Raw genomic sequence first — 17,839 nt, 5'->3', positions numbered from 1 at the left:
AACTGTTTATCTATGAAGTGTATTAATAATTGTATTTTTTATTTTTAGATAAAATAAGTAATCCACCTTTTATTTTACCTCTAATTCAGGTTTTTTAAACCAATTTTTTGATTCAAACTTCTAATCACTAATAATTATAATCCTTTCTTAACTTTTGAAGTTTAATAATTAATTAAATAATTTAATTTATGAAAAAAATCTTTTTTAATTTGTTTATGATCATAATATTAATCAATTGTAAAATTGGTTTTGCACAAACAAATGGTTTTTCTATCCAGCATAATGTAGTTTTTTCAGAAAAAGGAAAATATGCTGCGTGGCCAGCCAATCATGGTATTTGGACTTGGAACAATGAAATATTGATTGGCTTTGTCGAGGCCTCATTTAAAGCTTCAAATAAAGGTTTACATACATATGATATATCAACGTCAAGAAATAAATATGCAAGAAGTCTAAATGGAGGAATTACTTGGAAGATTACGGATGCGTTCGATATTGGTCAGAAGGCATGGGGTTACGATAATAATATCTCCAGTAAAAGAGCTGTGAAGCCTACTGTAATGAAAGAAGCGATGAGCGATTTCACTGATCCTAATTTTCTATTAACTTTCCTAAGGCATAATAATAATGAAGGGCCGACTCATTTTTATTATTCCAATGACAAAGGAGAATCTTGGAAAGGTGCTTTTACGTTTCCAGATTTAGGAATTTCAGGAATTGCAAATCGAACGGATTATATTATAGATGATAAAAAGACGATAACACTTTTTGTTACTACAGCTAAATCAAATAGTAAAGAAGGCAGAGTTGCTATGGTTAGAACAATCGATGGTGGAATAAATTGGTCACTGATATCATGGATAACTGAAGAACACGCAGGGTTTGACATAATGCCTTCTTCTTTAAGGCTTTCTAAAGATGAATTGTTTACTACTATTAGAACCCGTACAGAAGATAAAATAGATTTAATATCTAGCTATCGATCTAAGGACAATGGTAAAAGTTGGATAAGACTCAAAGATCCAGTTCCTTATACTGGAAGTGCTGGTTCTCCTCCAGCTTTAGTCAAGCTTAAAGATGGTAGGTTAGCATTAGGTTATATTTATCGAAGTCAATATGGCTCAAGAGTCCATGTAAGATTTAGTAATGATGAAGGTCAAACATGGGAAGATGAAATTACACTTAGAAGTGGTGATGGTGCGAATAGAGATGTGGGTTATCCTAAGATTACACAAAGAGAAGATGGGAAATTGGTAATATTATATTATTGGAATAATGCTTTAATTAATATTGCTGAGCCATATAGGTATATTGCTGCAACAATTTTTGATCCATCAGAATTTAAATGAGATAATTGGGAAGAGTTGAGAACGATGTTGTAGAAATCAATATCAAGTAGAGAAGATTCTATAATTTACTACATTAAATGACAAAAATTTATCAGATAAAGGGTGGAAACTTGATTAAGTTTTATTAGAAGAGCGATTCACTTATTTCTTTTCAAAATTATGTCGAAAAATATGATTGGGACTCTAATTGTAACTATTGCTGGATTTTTATTATTCTTTGGGTAAGTACTTTTGTAATTTGAGTAGGATAAAACTCTACAAAGATTTATTTATCTACTTGAACATCTTATTTACATTTAGCATTGTCTTTATAAGCAGATTTTTAATTTATGTTTTTTAATATAATACAACACATTTTCAAAATGAGTTAATAATTTTTCTTTTGTATTAATAGCTATTTATGATTTACAATATAAACTCAAACAAAACCAATTTAATTGAATTATCTCAGATTAAAGATTTTAACTTAATAATTAAAAGTGAAGGACGGTTAAATCTTGAAGATGAAATTTATTAACGAATATTTTAAAACTAAATTATTAAAAATGAAAAAGATTATTTTAATACTAATTGTAATACTGACAATAAGCGCATGTAAAACGCAAAAAGCTGTCAATACTGACTGGATCGTGCTATTTGACGGAACTACTACTGCAGGATGGCGTGGATATAATGGTAAAACCCTACCGCCAGGATGGGTTATTGAGGATAAAACATTAACTTTTAAAACAGATTTGGGATTAGAACAAGACTATGTTGGAGGTAAAGATATTATTTATGGTGCCGAAGAATTTGACAATTTTGAGTTATACATAGAATGGAAATTACCTAAAGGCGGAAATAGTGGAATATTTTATCATGTGAAAGAGGGTTTTAAAAATCCTCCACAGGTTTCTCCTGAATATCAACTTATTGATGATGAAAATTATGCTAGTATGCATGATTTATCCAAGTATAACAGAAGCTTAGGATATACTGAAAAAGTGAACGAATTAAAACCATTACAGCAAACAGGTTCTGATTATGCAATGCATCCTGCAAATCCTTCACAAAAAGTATTAAACCCTGTAGGAGAGTGGAATTCTTCAAAAATAGTTTTTACTCCTGAAAAAGTAGAACATTGGCTAAATGGGAAACTACTTTTATCTTTTGTGCCTTGGGATGATGCGTGGAATGAAAAAAAGAACTCTGACAAATGGAAAAATAGTCCTGATTATGGAAAGTTTAAAACTGGATTCATAGGTCTTCAAGATCATTCTAGTCCTATTTGGTTTAGAAACATTAAGATTAAAAAACTTTAAAAAGTATAATCATGAAAAAAAGAGATTTTATTAAAATCAGCAGTTTAAGTGCAATAGGATTGATATTGTCACCCTCTGCACTCATTTTTAAGGCAAATGCTAACGGAATAAACGGAAAATATACTACGCTTAAGAGATTGAGAACAGCCCACATAGGTGTAGGTAATATGGGTTTTGAAGATCTAAAAGCAATTTCTTCACATGCAATGGTAGACGTTGTTGCACTTTGTGATGTAGATTCTAATTATCTGGCAAAAGCTAAAGAGTTACATCCTAATGCAAAAGTTTATTCAGATTATAGAAAGATGTATGCAGAAATAGGTAATGATATTGATGCAGTAATAATTTCTACGCCTGACCATACTCATGCTCCAGCTTCTATTATGGCAATGAATATGGACAAACCTGTATTTTGTCAAAAACCTTTAACACATCATGTCATGGAGGCTAGAGCTATGAGTAATTTGGCAAAAGAAAAGAATTTGATCACTCAGATGGGAATACAAGTTCATTCCTTTTACGATTATAAATTAGCCACCTTATTAATTCAATCAGGAATTATCGGTAAGGTTCATACTGTAAGAGCATGGTCTCCAAAAAATTGGGGTTATGATGGTGTGCAACCTATTGGAAGTGATCCTATTCCAGATAGTTTAGATTGGAATTTATGGTTAGGCACATCAACTGAGAGACCCTACAAAAAAGACTATTATCATCCAGGAGATTGGAGAAAAGTATTGGATTATGGGTGTGGAACTTTAGGCGATATGGGTGTTCATATTTTTGACACACCTTATAATGCCTTGGAGCTTGATGTACCGCGAACTATTGTTAATGAATGTAGAAAGCCTAATGGTTTTGGATTTCCAGAACATAACATTGTGACTTATGAATTTCCACAAACAAAGTATACTACTAAAACTTTGAAATGGGTATGGTATGATGGAGCGGGAGCTCCTAAACACCATAAAGATTTACTTTTACCAGGTGGAAAGAAAATGCACCAAAAAGAAGATAAGGGTGTAACTATAGAGGATAAAATGTCACTTAAAACAAAAAGCGTTGATGAAGGTACACTTCCAGAGCAAGGCGCTATGTTTATCGGTGAAAAAGGACGTTTACTTTTACCACATTTTATGCAGTTACCAAGAAAAATTGTGAATAATAAATATGTTGATATATCTGAAGAGATTACTCTTGTAGAAAAAGCTAATAATTTGGGTGTGCCTATTCGTGATTATAAATCTGAAGGTCCAAAGCATTATCATCAATTTGTAGATGCGTGTTTGGGAACAGATGTGTGCAGTGCACCTTTTTCGTATGCTTCCCGATTAACAGAAACTATATTATTAGGTGTTATTGCTGGCCGTTTCCCCAATAGAAAATTACATTGGAATAGTGAAACAGCTAAATTTTTAGAAACTGAAGCTAATAAATATTTAGATGCTGAATATAGATCTTTTTAGGGTTTCCATTCTGCCTAGTGTTATTTATAAATCTTGAGCGGAAAATTGATGTTTTAAAATAGACTTTCTTATACAATTTAATAATTTTTATATGAGCAATACATTTCATTTACCCTTAAAGGGTATAGTTCCACCTATGGTGACTCCTTTAACTTTCGACAGTAAACTAGATTCGAAGGGTTTAAATTCGATTTTAGAACATCTTATAAGAGGGGGTGTTCATGGGATATTTATTTTAGGTACAACTGGAGAATCTGCCAGTTTAAGTGTAGATTTTAAAAATATATTGATTGAGGAATCTCTAAGAATTGTTGATGGTCGCGTTCCTGTTTTAGTTGGAATCACTGATTCTTCAACAGAGACCTCTCGGCATTTAGCAAATGAAGCTAATAAATATGGTGCAAATGCTTTAGTGTCAGCCCCACCCTTTTATTTTAATCTGTCCCAATGTGAATTAATAGATTATTATAACAGTTTAGCGGATAAATTACCGCTGCCTATGTTTCTATATAACATGCCTTCACATACACAAATTTCCTTTGAAGTGGATACTGTTCTTAAATTATCTAAACATCCAAAGATAATTGGTCTTAAAGACAGTTCTGGAAATGCACCATATTTTAAAAAATTATTATACTCTGTTAGGAAAGATTCAAGTTTTATATTATTCACGGGACCTGAAGAGATTTTGGCAGAATCCGTTTTGATGGGTGGAGATGGAGGTGTTCCGGGAGGTGCAAATCTATTTCCAGAGTTGTATGTAGAATTGTATGATGCTGCTATTAAAAAGGATTTTTCGCGTATTATTCCTTTACATAATTTGATTATGGAAATTAGTACAAATTTATATTCTATTGATTCAAATCAATCTAGTTATCTCAAGGGTTTAAAAGCTGCTCTTTCATGTTTAAATATATGTGCTGCTAATTTGGTTTCACCTTTAACTACATTTAAGAATAGTGAAAGGGATTTAATAGCTAAAAGATTAGAAATAATTCAACATAATTTGTCTGAAATAATTTGAAATTAAATCTGATAAATATTAAATAATTTTTTATGGATTTAAATGTTATTGATTTTTATGTTTTTATAGTTTACATGCTCGGAATTGTACTCTTTGGAGTATCTTTTTCACTTAGAAAAAGAACTCCTGAGGAGTATACAACTGGAGGTGGAAGATTGCCAGCTTGGGCTATTGGAATGTCTATTTTTGCAACTTTTGTAAGTAGTATCAGTTTTTTAGCACTACCTGGGAACGCATATCTTTCGAACTGGAATGGTTTTGTATTTAGTTTATCTATACCAATCGCAGCTATTATTGCTGTCATTTATTTTGTGCCCCTCTACAGAAATATGAAAAGCGAATCTGCATATTTTTATTTAGAGCAACGTTTTGGATTATGGGCTAGAATATATGCATCAATATTTTACTTATTAACTCAATTGGCTAGGATGGGTACTATCCTTTATCTATTAGCGCTTCCACTTAATGTGCTTTTCGGTTGGAGCATCCCATTAGTGATCTTGATTACGGGTTTATGCGTAGTTGTATATTCGATGTTTGGCGGTATAGAGGCAGTAGTTTGGACTGATGCAATTCAAGGTATAATCCTTGTAATTGGAGCATTGGTTTGTCTGAGCGTTATATTTTTAAGTATGCCTGATGGGCCACAACAGGTTTTTACAATTGCTAATGAGGCTAATAAATTTAGTTTTGGAAGTTTTGATTTCAATTTTATTGAATCTACTTTCTGGCTTATTTTAATTTATGGGTTATTTATAAATATGCAGAATTTTGGTATCGATCAGAGCTATATTCAGAGATATTTAAGTGCAAAATCATTAAAAGATGCTCAAAAGTCTACACTTTTAGGTAGTTTACTATACATTCCTGTATCACTTCTATTTTTTTTAATAGGAACTGCGCTTTATTCTTACTATACAGCAATGCCCGATTTGCTACCTATGGAACTTCATAAAGCTGAAAATGCAGATAAAGTTTTTCCTTATTTTATTGTAACAGCACTTCCTACTGGATTAACGGGATTACTAATAGCATCAATATTTGCAGCCGGTATGAGTACTATTTCAACAAGTATTAATAGTTCTGCAACAGTAATTCTCTCTGACCATTATAAAAGATATATCCAAAAAGCACCTACACAGAAAACCGCACTGCGCGTCCTTTACATTTCATCATTTATTATGGGTGCTTTGGGAATATTAATTGGGTTAGCTTTAAATGGAGTTGAAAGTGCTCTTGAAGCATGGTGGGCTTTAGCATCAATTTTTAGTGGTGGTATTCTTGGACTATTTTTACTTGGATTTATTTCTCATAAAGTTAAGACCACAGCTGCAGCAATTGGAGTTTTATGTGGATTATTAATAATATCATGGATGAGTCTCTCTCCTTTAATTTTCTATGGCTCATGGATCGGCTATAGCAGTCCATTTCACAAAAATCTTACTATAGTATTAGGTACTGTAACGGTTTTGTTTACAGGATTTATACTTTCTTTTATCTTAGATAAAAAAAATATCAATGATAAGGTTTTGTAGGAATTATGGTTAAAATAGATAGTGGATTGTGATCTAATTTCTTAAATGTGAGTGCCATGAAATGGCAGTCGTTAATATAACCCCAATTGAATTAACTTACAATAAAACTATAAAAATTATATTATATGAATACAAAATATGATTACCCAAAAATAGGTATCCGTCCAATAATTGATGGTAGATTAGGCGGTGTTCGCGAATCTTTGGAAGAAATAACTATGAAACTTGCTCAAGCTGTTGCGGATTTATACACATTAGAATTAAAATATCCAAATGGCGAACCTGTACAATACGTGATTGCTGATACCTGTATAGGTGGTGTAAAAGAGGCTAGCGATTGCGCTAAGAAATTTAGGGCAAATAATGTAGGCATTTCAATTTCTGTAACACCATGTTGGTGCTACGGCACTGAAACAATGGATATGGATCCACATCTTCCAAAGGCAATTTGGGGCTTTAACGGTACAGAAAGGCCTGGTGCGGTTTATCTTGCCGCTACATTAGCAGCCCATAATCAGAAAGGATTACCTGCATTTGGTATATATGGAAGAGACGTTCAAGACTTAGATAATATGACTATATCTGAAGATGTAAAACAAAAACTTTTAGTATTTGCAAAAGCAGGAATGGCAGTAGCTATTATGAGAGATAAATCATATCTTTCTATAGGTAGTGTATCTATGGGAATTGTAGGTTCAAATGTAGATTCAAATTTTTTTCAGGAATATTTAGGAATGCGTAATGAATATGTTGATTCTACTGAAATACTTCGTAGAGTAGAGCAAGATATTTATGACTCTGAGGAATATATTATAGCTTTAAACTGGACAAAAAAATATTGTTATGAAGGAAAAGATTTTAATGAGGAAAGTCTTCAGATTAGTCGTGAGCAAAAGGATAAAGATTGGGAATTTGTAGTTAAGATGACCTTAATAATTCGAGATTTAATGATAGGTAATTCTAAATTAAAAGAGAAAGGTTTTGGAGAAGAATCATATGGACATAATGCACTAATAAGTGGGTTTCAAGGTCAGCGTCAATGGACTGATTTTTTACCTAATGGTGATTTTGCCGAAGCTATTCTTAATTCATCTTTTGATTGGAATGGAAAACGAAACCCTTTTATGGTTGCAACAGAAAATGACTCGCTTAATGCTGTATCGATGTTGTTTAATTATTTATTGACAAATAGTGCACAAATATTTGCTGATGTACGAACCTATTGGAGTCCTGAAGCAGTTGAAAGAGTTACTGGTTGGAAACCAGATGGAGATTCACAATTTGGATTTTTACATTTAAGCAACTCTGGGTCGTGCACTTTGGATGGAACGGGACAACAAGAAAAAGAAGGTGAACCAATAATGAAGCCGTTTTGGGATATAAATGAAGAAGAAGTCATCAAGTGCTTAGAGTCTACCACATGGTATCCAGCAAATCGAGGTTATTTTCGTGGAGGAGGTTATTCTTCGCAGTATTTAACTCGAGGCGGAATGCCTGTTACTATGTGTAGAATTAATATTATTAAAGGGTTAGGTCCTGTCTTGCAAATTGCAGAAGGTAAAACTATTACACTCCCTGAAAATGTACATAAAATATTAGATGAACGTACTGATAAAACGTGGCCTACTACTTGGTTTGTTCCTAAGCTTAATAATACCAAGTCCTTTAGGGATGTTTATGCTGTTATGAGTCACTGGGGTTCTAATCATGGAGCAATTAGTTACGGTCATATAGGTCATGAACTAATTGCATTAGCTTCCATTCTTCGCATTCCTGTTTCTATGCACAATGTTGAAGAAGAGCGAATTTTTCGCCCTTCAGCTTGGAATGGCTTTGGCAATGATAGTGAAGGTTCAGATTATAGAGCTTGTAATACTTACGGGCCTTTATACAAATAATATTGATAACTAATTATTTATTAAAAAATAGCTTCTGGAGCAAAATAAACTTACTAATATGAGCAACAATTGGGTTATAGGAGTGGATTTTGGTACCGCTGCAGTTAGAGGATTATTAATTGATACTAGTGATGGTAAGGAACTATATAGTACAGAAGCATCTTATTCTAGATGGGAAAAAGGTCTTTACTGTGACCCTATAAATAATTCTTATCGTCAACATCCTAGAGATTACATTGAAGCATTAATCTTAATTCTAAGCGAAATTTCAAAATATTGTGGGAAGGAAATGATCTATAATATTAAGGCAATTTCGGTGGACACTACTGGATCCACTCCAGGTCCTGTAGATGAAAGTGGTTTACCATTAGCATTACGAGATGAGTTTGCTAATAATCCTAATGCTATGTTTTATTTATGGAAAGATCATAGTAGTAAAAAGGAATCAGATGAGATTAACATTTTAAATGCTAAAAACAGCCATGATTATTTGAAATATTCAGGAGGTAGTTATTCATCAGAGTGGTTTTGGGCTAAACTGATTCATGCCTTTCGATCCGATGAAAAGGTACGTATGGCAACCGCAAATTGGGTTGAACATTGTGACTGGATTCCCTTCTTATTAACTGGTGGGATAAATCATAAAGAAATAAAAAGAGGGAGTTGCGCAGCGGGTCATAAAGGGTTATGGTCTGAAGATGTTAATCCAAAGAAGCTATTAGAGTTTATGCAGCAAATTGAGCCAAAGCTTAAAAAATTTCAAGATCCACTTTATACTCAAGTGTATCCTGCTACATATGCCGCTGGAAAACTAAATATTGAATGGGCCAATAAATTTGGTTTACATACTGATATTTTAGTTGGAATTGGTTCTTTAGATGCACATGCTGGAGCAATAGGTGGTGAAATATCAAAAAATAAACTGATAAAAGTGATGGGAACATCTACCTGCGATATGATGGTGGCAGTAAATGAGGAACTCAGTAAAATTTTCATTAAGGGTATTAGTGGACAAGCAAATGATTCTATAATTCCTGGTATGATAGGTCTTGAAGCGGGTCAATCAGCATTTGGAGATGCTTTTGATTGGTTTGCAAAAATTATAACTAAGCCTACAAAAGACATTATAAGAAACTGTGATTTTATAAATTCTGATAAAAAAACTAAATTAATTAAAACTATTGAGAATGAAATATTTAAAGAGTTAGAGAAAGGTGTTGCTAAAATTAAGTTAGAGACAAGCTCACCGCAAGCACTTGATTGGCTCAATGGCAGACGCACCCCAGATAATAATCCTGATGTAATGGCATCATTTTTTAACCTTCAGCTTTCAACAGATGTATTCCAATTATATCTGGCATTAATTGAATCTACTTGTTTTGGCGCACGCAGGATAGTGGAAACATTTAATAATCAAGGATTAAAAATTGATGGTGTTATAGGTCTTGGAGGTATTTCTCATAAATCATCTTTTATTATGCAATTTATGGCAGATAGTTTAGGAATCCCTATAAAAATTCACGCATCATTAAATACGTGCGCATTAGGAGCTGCTATGTATGGTGCAGTAGTGGCGGGAATTCATTCTACAGTTGTTGATAGTCAGTTGGCAATGGGTTCTGGCTTTATACACACTTATTATCCGCAAGATACCCGAGCAGCCCTTTTAGAAAAGCGCTACCAAAAGTATTTAATTAGAGGAAGTTTTGAGGAGCAAGCTAATTTGAGTTAAAAAGTAAATTATACTATGATATAAAAATTTATAATATATACTGTTATGTTCTTATAAACATAATAATGATATGCTCTACCATTGTTATTTAATTATCAGTTAACTAAATTTATTATGTTCGGATTTCAAGTTACCACTTTTACATAATCGTTTTTTTAATTTTATAATATTAAGAAAATAAATTTATATGTTTCCTTAAGGTACAAATCTATGCGACTTCATTTATTACTATTCATTTTGCATGTGATCGAATCGACTACAATAGTTACACTGATAAAGATGTTTTAAACTTCACTATAGACCTTTTACATTATAAAAAGGAAAAAGAAATAAAAGCAGATGACAATGATATAGAAATTATCATTGATATCTCTTTAAAATTTTGCAATGACCTACTTCAAATTAACGGTCGTTAAAATGAAATTTGCACTAAATTATTTTCGGTGCGAATTTCAGCAATATATTGACTCAACTCAGTACGTTATTAACGTTCATTTTTCAAAGTTCAGTTTAAATTACTTTTAACGTTAAAATGTACTTTTAATAGTATTTGCTGTATTGAATATTATATAAGTCTCGATTTAATTTTTATTTCAATTTCAGAACTTTTTATTTGAGTTTTATTAATAATATAATGGTTCTTGCTTTAAGAATATTAATATTATATATACCATTTTATTAAATAGTATAATTGTATTTTAAAAGTAATATTCTTTTTAATCAAAAAGAAACGACTGCCCTATTATAAGGCAAAGTTTGATTAGTAAAAAAGTAAATCATTTAGTAAGTACATGAAAAATTAGCTCTTTATAAAGAAGTCTTCATCTGCTCAACAGCTGTCAGTATTTCTTTGGATAGAATTTTTGAGTTAGCTTCAGCGTTCTCATCATCATATCTTAGGTATTTCCAAGTATTTTTAGTGAAACTATCTTTAATTGCGAGTAAGTAAGAACTGCCTTTAATTCTTACTTTATTTGCATCCAATTTTTCAATTATGTTGTCTTTCATTTTTGCGTAAGTCAACATTTCTAGCAAACTAGAATCTGCTGCTTCCATTATCATACTTTGATTGTATTTGCTCAGACAAATTGAGCTTTTTGATAAAGTTTTGACTGGTGTCATCTTAAGATTTAACGGAACTTGTTCATAAATCATTTTTATACCCATACCTGATAACATACCTTTTGCCATTGTACTCATCTGAGCTTTTGGAACTACAGTAAACAGTTGCGGATAGGTCATGTTGAGCACATCATCAATCTTCATTTCAGAAGTGTATTTAATTATCGTTTGAAAATCACGCTTAATAATTTCCTGATCTTGTGCAGAAAGTGTGCTCGCAGAGAAAATTAAAAAAAGAAGGAATAGGTTTTTCATAATTATAATTAATGTTTAAGTCAATATTATTTACTTACTTAATTAAAGCAGAGATGACGCGTGTTTTAAGAAGATAGTTTGATGTTGATCAAATATAATCAACAATTAGCACTTACGGATTAAATAAATCTAAATAGTTTATCAGTTTTAACTCTAAAATTCTATTATTATTTACAATCTTTGATTCTAAATAATAATAGAATTTATGTATGTATTATTAACTCCTCAAGATAGTTACTTTGTAGAATACTTAATTGGCACATTAGTTTTATCCAGTTCAATTTACGAAGCCATGATTTTTGAAGATTTAGATACTGCTCAAAAGTTTAAAGAAATGCTTTTAATTACTTGTGAGCTTCAAACAAGTGTAAGCACATTTATTAGATAAATTATTACTTACTATGGCAATATTCGGTTATGCAAGGGTCTCAACTTTAGATCAAAAATTAGATGCTCAAAATGATGCGCTTAAAAAATATGGCTGTGATAAAATATTTGTAGAGAAGGCTTCTGGCAAAAATTTAGAACGTCCACAATTAACTAAACTTTTGGAAGGGTTAAGAGAGAAAGACATTGTAGTAATATATAAATTGGACAGGCTGGGTAGATCCCTAAAAGATTTGATAGAGATAGTTAATTTATTAGCTTCTAAAAATGTTGATTTTATAAGTATATCAGATGGAATAGACACTTCTACAGCGATAGGAAAGTTAATGTTCCATTTGGTAGGAGCATTTGCAGAATTCGAAAGGAATTTAATCTCTGAAAGGACTATCGCTGGACTTGCAAGCGCTAGAGCTAGAGGTAGAATTGGTGGAAAACCAAAAGGTATGTCAGTTGAATCACAAAAAAAAGCGATACGTGCAAAAGCACTATATGATGAGAAGCAGCTGTTAGTTGAGGAAATTTGTAAAGTGCTTGAGATTAAAAGTAAAACTACCTTTTATAAATATTTGAAATTTGAAACAGCTCGTCTAGAAGAGTTGAAAAAAATCACTTAAATTTCATGGTAGATTATTAAAATTGGTCTATTATCGTATAGATTTTGAATATATTAGCTTTTTAATATTGTACGACTTTAGTCGTACATATACAACAACTATTTGCTGTATATGTATTACTTTGTTAAACATATAAGTAAGTTGTGTGCAAGCTAACCCGAAATCCACAGAAAATCAGTAAAATGAAAGATAAAACGTTTTTAATATTATTGATTGTAAGCATATTATTTAGCTGTGCTCCGTTTTCTAAAAAGGTGGTAATTGATAATCAAATAGTTCTTAAAAAAGAATCGGTTAGTAAGTTAAATGGAACTTATGAAGTTGGAAGTATAAAAGCAATTCGAAAATTTGAAAATTTACAACCTCGCCTAATTGAAAATGATTCATTGAATAGTTTTTCTTTATTTGAAAATTTAAAGGAAACAAACCAAGAATTAAGAGAAGATATAAAGAATAATATTAAGAATTACCAAGTTAAAATCTATATTGAGAATGACAATACGATATCATTTAGTCTGCTGAAAAATGATATAAAAATTGATAGCATTAAAATGAATTACAAAATCCGTAAAGATGGTTTCATATATTTAAAAAATAAAAATTTTAGAACTGAATGGGTTCCAGTACTATGCGGAAACTTTGAAGTTGACAGAACAAAAATTGGAATTAATAATGATGATAATTTAATTATAAGTAATTCATACTTCATTTATGGAGCCATTTTAGTCATAATTGGAGATACGAGAAAATCAAACTTTTCAAGTGAATACAAACGAAAAATATAGCCAGCACACAACCCACGTTTCAAGCAATTGCCGATTTTCGGTAACGGGAAATTGCAGTTTCACGAAGAAAGTTTATCTTGGCAGAGAAAACTCAGTCCGCTTTCATCGGCAACTTCTTGAAGCGCGATAACGTTCGTGCTAAAACACGCCACAGCTCATATACAACAACGTAACCTCCCGCACAGGTTAAAATTAATCATATAATTATTTAAAATACTAAAAAACAATATTGCTAATAACTTCGTATTTTATGTTTAAAGCAGATAATATTATTATAAAAACAGCAAACTCAATTGACTTAGAAGGGATTGTTAAACTTCAATCTGAAAATCAAAAGTCCAAAGGAGGAACTTTATCAAGCGAATTGAATATAAATCAAATTGAAGAAATGATGAAAGATATGCCTCAAATTGTAGCTTATATAAATCAAGAAATAGTTGGTTTTCTTTTAACAACATCACAAGCTGTTCATCAAAAAAGGAATGTTCCAATTGTTGATGAAATGTTTAAGTCTTATCAAGGTAATATTGACTCATATATTTATGGCCCTGTCTGCGTTAGTAAAACACAACGTGGAAAAGGCGTTGCTCAACTTATGTTTAAAGAACTTTTACTTCAAGAACCAAATCGGGAAGGAATTCTATTTATTGAAAGTAACAATGAAGCTTCTTTAAAAGCGCACATAAAAATGGGAATTAAAAAAGTTGGCAATTTTAACTTTAAGAATAAAGACTTTAATGTGTTTACATATTAATTTTCGCCAAGTGCACGTAAAAGTGGCTACACGTATTTTTAATATCTAATTGATATAATTTTAAAAGTTTTTTCTGTATTTTCCAATTTCAGTATTGCAATGTCACCTACTTTTTTATCTATCATAATTTTTGCTACAGGAGAGTTAAATGCTATTTTCCCTTTTGCAATATTTGCCTCATCTACTCCTACAATTTTATAGTTATTAATTTGAGGATCTAAGTCTACGCTAAAGAAGACTTCAGCTCCAAAACAAACCTTGCTTTTTGGCTGCTTTGAAGGAATAACTATTTTAGCTGTTGAAATTCGATTTGAAAGCAGATTTAATTTAGCGTTAATAAAATTAATAGTTATACGCTTTTCATTTTCATCTGGAATAAAAAGATTATCGCGCTCGTATATCATATTATCGCGTTCAAGCAATAACTCTTGATATCCAATGTCTGTTACGTAGTTAACTAAACCTGATGGTAAATCAGCACGTGGTGGAACTATTGATAATTCCTCTTGGTCGCTTTCCCTGACAAATCCTCTACTCATAGCCCTTTATTGATCGCCGTTAGGCAGTTTATAACTAATTTAGTAAATTGAGATGGTTTTAAAAAATTTCACAAGAATCTTATTTTTTTTATAATAAGGGATCTTGAAGCTAACTACTTTGTATAAGATTAATCAAGCCGAAAGATATTAGAATACAGCAGGCAGGTCCTGAAATAATTTTAAATTTTAATTTGCTGCATTCAAGACAAGGTCAAATCACTTTAGCTAGGCGCACATTCTAAATAATACCACTAAACAAGAATTAAATTCTATAGGAAATTACTCTTCTGAAAGCTTCGTTAACTGTTTTATCATAGTATCTGCTTAGAAATTAATTTCAACCCTTTTCAGTCTAATATCAAATGTCTTTAATCACAATTTATATTGTTATACTTTAATAATAAAAATAATCTCATTGCAATGCAATGGTCATGCTTCAGTTGCACATCGTCTAGATTTTTTACTACTAACGATATTATGTTCTATTAGTTAAATAAATAAATATTTAACAAATTATTATTTAAATCAATGTATATCTTTGAGGCCGCTAAAGTGTCTTGTAATTGCAAATTATTTGGTTTTGGCTAATCATATTGTGATTACAAAGATGCTTTTAGCAATATTATTTTAATAAAAAATTTCCAAGTTTATTAATGTCATCTAGTAAAAGTAATTAGGGGATAACTTGTGGCTTTATGATTATTAAAATTTTAGACAAACTTGTAGAAGATATTTTTAACAGCTAACATGTAAATGACAAAAATAAATAAACCAGTATTGAAAGAATTTAAACGCAAGAACAAGGTTGTTGCAATTATGATTACTGCAGTAATAAATGGATTAATTATCGCAATTGCATATTCTTTACTAGGTTACTATTACTTATTTTTAGATGTTTTATTTTTTTGTTTAGCGATGAGCCTGAATATTTTTCTTTTTAAAAGAAATCTCATAAAGGATCCTGGTCTATTTACTACTATAATCTCTACGATTACAATTTCGCTAGGAGTTATGCTACAAGGTTTAAGTGCTGGTGGCCTAATGTTTTTCTTTGTTTTTTATATTGCTTTTGGTTTCATAGTCGATACTTCCAGGCCATACAAAAAGAAGCTTATTTTTTATTATGCTCTTTCCACGGTAGCTTTTATTTTATGCGTCTTATTTGTGCCTTGGATTAGCGAATTTGAAGTTATTTCAGAAAGGCAGTACAAAGTTTTATTCCTAGTTAATTCTTTTTCTACATTACTATTCTCACTTGCTTTTTCTTACCGTGGAATTTCTTTATCAAGGAATAATGTAATTGCAATAATGTCTCAAAAAACTACAGTTGAAGAATTAAATAAAGATTTAATTTTAAATTCAGAAAAATTAAAAAAGCAATCTGAAATTCTTGAAAATGTAAATAGAATGTTGCAAATTCAAACGGATGAGTTACAAGTTCAAAGCGAGAAGTTAAACCTAAAATCGGAGGAATTAAAAATTAAATCTGAAGCTATCTTAGATGTTAATGCTGAATTGAGATTACAAAAGCAGAGAGCAGATGATGCTAATGATGCTAAGGGAGTATTTCTTGCTACAATGAGTCATGAAATAAGGACACCTATGAATGGAATTATAGGCATGAGCAATTTGCTGTCAGAAACTAAGCTTACAGAAGAACAAATTGAATATGTTCAAATAATCAATACTAGTGGAGACGCGTTACTCTCCGTAATCAATGATATTTTAGATTATTCTAAAATTGAGTCAGGCAAGCTTGAAATAGAACACTATGATTTTGATTTAAAGAAGGGGATTGAAGACGTTTTAGATTTATTTGCAATTCAAGCTTTTGAGAAAAATCTTAATTTGGTTTATGATATAGATGCAGATATTAGCAGAGTGATTAAAATAGACGGTTTGAGATTAAGACAAATATTGATCAATTTAATTGGTAATGCCGTAAAATTTACTCACGGGGGAGTAATATTTATAAAAGTTATAGCAGGAAAAAGTTTAAAAGATAACAAAGTTTTATTGTTTGAAATTATTGACAGTGGAATAGGAATTGAAGAACGAGAGATTAAACATCTATTTAATCCATTTCATCAATTAGATTCTTCTACGACTAGAAAATATGGTGGTTCTGGATTAGGTTTAGCAATTAGCAAATCATTGATAAAGCTATTAGGTGGTAAAATAAGTGTAGAAAGTAAAATAAATATTGGTAGTAAGTTTAGCTTTAGTATATTAACGAAGTGTGATAATGTAGTGGAAAATTATGATTATGCTAGTAAGGTAATGCCAAGGCAAGTACTTATTATTAGTGGAAATGAGTTATTGTCAGATACTCTTAAAAAATGGTTAGAAAAAGTAAACATTAAATCTGAGATAATTAAGTTCGCTAATTATGGTATAGATCAATTGATAATTAGTTCTTCAAATGATATAATTTTGATAGATCATGAAATAATTTCAGATATTGAGTATCAATTTTTAAGCAAAATTAGAGAGCAAAATAAAACAATTCCCCTTTTAGTAGCTGCCTACCCACAGACAAATTTTTCAGAAGAAGAAATTTCAACTTTTGCAGCAGTTATATCTAAGCCCATTAAGCAAGACCGACTATATAATTTGCTAAGTTCCTTAATGGAAAACAAAAAGTTGAAACCAAATAAATTTGTACCTTCTTATACCACAGATTTTGCTATTCAATTTCCCCTTAATATATTATTGGTTGAAGACAATTTAATTAATCAGAAGCTTGCATTAAAAGTCTTAAATAAATTAGGATACATGCCAGGCGTAGCACATAATGGTAAAATTGCTTTGGATATGTGTAAACAGCACGAGTACGATGTAATATTGATGGACGTGTTAATGCCTGAAATGGATGGTTTGCAAGCAACAAGGCAAATAAGGAGGTCTCTATTAAAACAACCATACATTGTTGCTTTAACAGCTAATGCAATGCCTGAGGATAAGCAAGAATGTTTAAACTCAGGAATGAATGATTATTTGTCAAAACCATTTAAGGTAGAAGATTTAATCAAAATATTAAGAACCGACATTAAGGGTTCTATTACACAGGATAATTAA

14 protein-coding genes are annotated in these 17,839 nt (G+C 31.1%); 12 read left to right on the top strand and 2 right to left on the bottom strand.

The window, feature by feature from the left end; all coding sequences use genetic code 11:
• The first annotated feature begins 188 nt into the window (after positions 1 to 188).
• From BC961_RS13055 to BC961_RS13025, 7 genes are all read left to right on the top strand, one after another.
• On the top strand, positions 189 to 1,349 hold the full coding sequence (locus tag BC961_RS13055) for a sialidase family protein (RefSeq protein WP_121926295.1): 1,161 nt from the start codon (positions 189 to 191) through the stop codon (positions 1,347 to 1,349).
• A gap of 545 nt (positions 1,350 to 1,894) precedes the next feature.
• Positions 1,895 to 2,650: a 3-keto-disaccharide hydrolase gene (locus tag BC961_RS13050; RefSeq protein WP_121926339.1), complete on the top strand. Its 756-nt coding sequence runs from the start codon at positions 1,895 to 1,897 to the stop codon at positions 2,648 to 2,650.
• Positions 2,651 to 2,661: 11 nt separating this feature from the next.
• Positions 2,662 to 4,116, top strand: a complete 1,455-nt coding sequence (locus BC961_RS13045; protein ID WP_121926294.1) for a Gfo/Idh/MocA family protein — start codon at positions 2,662 to 2,664, stop codon at positions 4,114 to 4,116.
• Positions 4,117 to 4,207: 91 nt separating this feature from the next.
• Positions 4,208 to 5,140 carry a dihydrodipicolinate synthase family protein gene (locus BC961_RS13040; RefSeq protein ID WP_121926293.1) on the top strand — a complete coding sequence of 311 codons (933 nt, stop codon included), beginning with the start codon at positions 4,208 to 4,210 and terminating at the stop codon, positions 5,138 to 5,140.
• A gap of 32 nt (positions 5,141 to 5,172) precedes the next feature.
• On the top strand, positions 5,173 to 6,675 hold the full coding sequence (locus tag BC961_RS13035; protein ID WP_121926292.1) for a sodium:solute symporter: 1,503 nt from the start codon (positions 5,173 to 5,175) through the stop codon (positions 6,673 to 6,675).
• A 125-nt stretch (positions 6,676 to 6,800) separates the two neighbouring features.
• Positions 6,801 to 8,573, top strand: a complete 1,773-nt coding sequence (locus BC961_RS13030) for an L-fucose isomerase (RefSeq protein ID WP_121926291.1) — start codon at positions 6,801 to 6,803, stop codon at positions 8,571 to 8,573.
• Between the two features lie 58 nt (positions 8,574 to 8,631).
• Positions 8,632 to 10,305: a ribulokinase gene (locus tag BC961_RS13025; RefSeq protein WP_121926290.1), complete on the top strand. Its 1,674-nt coding sequence runs from the start codon at positions 8,632 to 8,634 to the stop codon at positions 10,303 to 10,305.
• 807 nt (positions 10,306 to 11,112) lie between these two features.
• Here BC961_RS13025 and BC961_RS13020 read toward each other — a convergent pair.
• Positions 11,113 to 11,682, bottom strand: a complete 570-nt coding sequence (locus BC961_RS13020; RefSeq protein WP_121926289.1) for a hypothetical protein — start codon at positions 11,680 to 11,682, stop codon at positions 11,113 to 11,115.
• A 205-nt stretch (positions 11,683 to 11,887) separates the two neighbouring features.
• Here BC961_RS13020 and BC961_RS13015 point away from each other — a divergent pair, with 205 nt between their 5' ends.
• The 4 genes from BC961_RS13015 (at position 11,888) to BC961_RS13000 (ending at position 14,222) form a co-directional block, all read left to right on the top strand.
• Positions 11,888 to 12,070, top strand: coding sequence for a hypothetical protein (locus BC961_RS13015; protein WP_121926288.1), 183 nt, complete (start codon positions 11,888 to 11,890; stop codon positions 12,068 to 12,070).
• A 13-nt stretch (positions 12,071 to 12,083) separates the two neighbouring features.
• Positions 12,084 to 12,683 carry a recombinase family protein gene (locus BC961_RS13010; protein ID WP_121926287.1) on the top strand — a complete coding sequence of 200 codons (600 nt, stop codon included), beginning with the start codon at positions 12,084 to 12,086 and terminating at the stop codon, positions 12,681 to 12,683.
• Between the two features lie 182 nt (positions 12,684 to 12,865).
• A complete protein-coding gene (locus tag BC961_RS13005) occupies positions 12,866 to 13,468 on the top strand; it encodes an outer membrane protein assembly factor BamD (RefSeq protein WP_147440545.1) in 603 nt (200 codons plus the stop codon).
• Positions 13,469 to 13,718: 250 nt separating this feature from the next.
• Entirely contained in the window at positions 13,719 to 14,222 is a 504-nt protein-coding gene (locus BC961_RS13000; RefSeq protein ID WP_211331324.1) for a GNAT family N-acetyltransferase, read from the top strand.
• Positions 14,223 to 14,260: 38 nt separating this feature from the next.
• Here the strand turns inward: BC961_RS13000 and BC961_RS12995 are convergent, their stop codons facing one another.
• A complete protein-coding gene (locus tag BC961_RS12995; RefSeq protein WP_121926285.1) occupies positions 14,261 to 14,761 on the bottom strand; it encodes a GreA/GreB family elongation factor in 501 nt (166 codons plus the stop codon).
• A gap of 753 nt (positions 14,762 to 15,514) precedes the next feature.
• Between BC961_RS12995 and BC961_RS12990 the strand changes: the two genes are divergently transcribed.
• Positions 15,515 to 17,839, top strand: coding sequence for a response regulator (locus tag BC961_RS12990; RefSeq protein ID WP_121926284.1), 2,325 nt, complete (start codon positions 15,515 to 15,517; stop codon positions 17,837 to 17,839).

The sequence above is a fragment of the Flavobacterium weaverense genome, assembly GCF_003688495.1.
In the GTDB taxonomy this organism is placed as follows: Bacteria; Bacteroidota; Bacteroidia; order Flavobacteriales; family Flavobacteriaceae; genus Flavobacterium; species Flavobacterium weaverense.
This window is presented reverse-complemented; position numbering and strand designations above follow the sequence as displayed.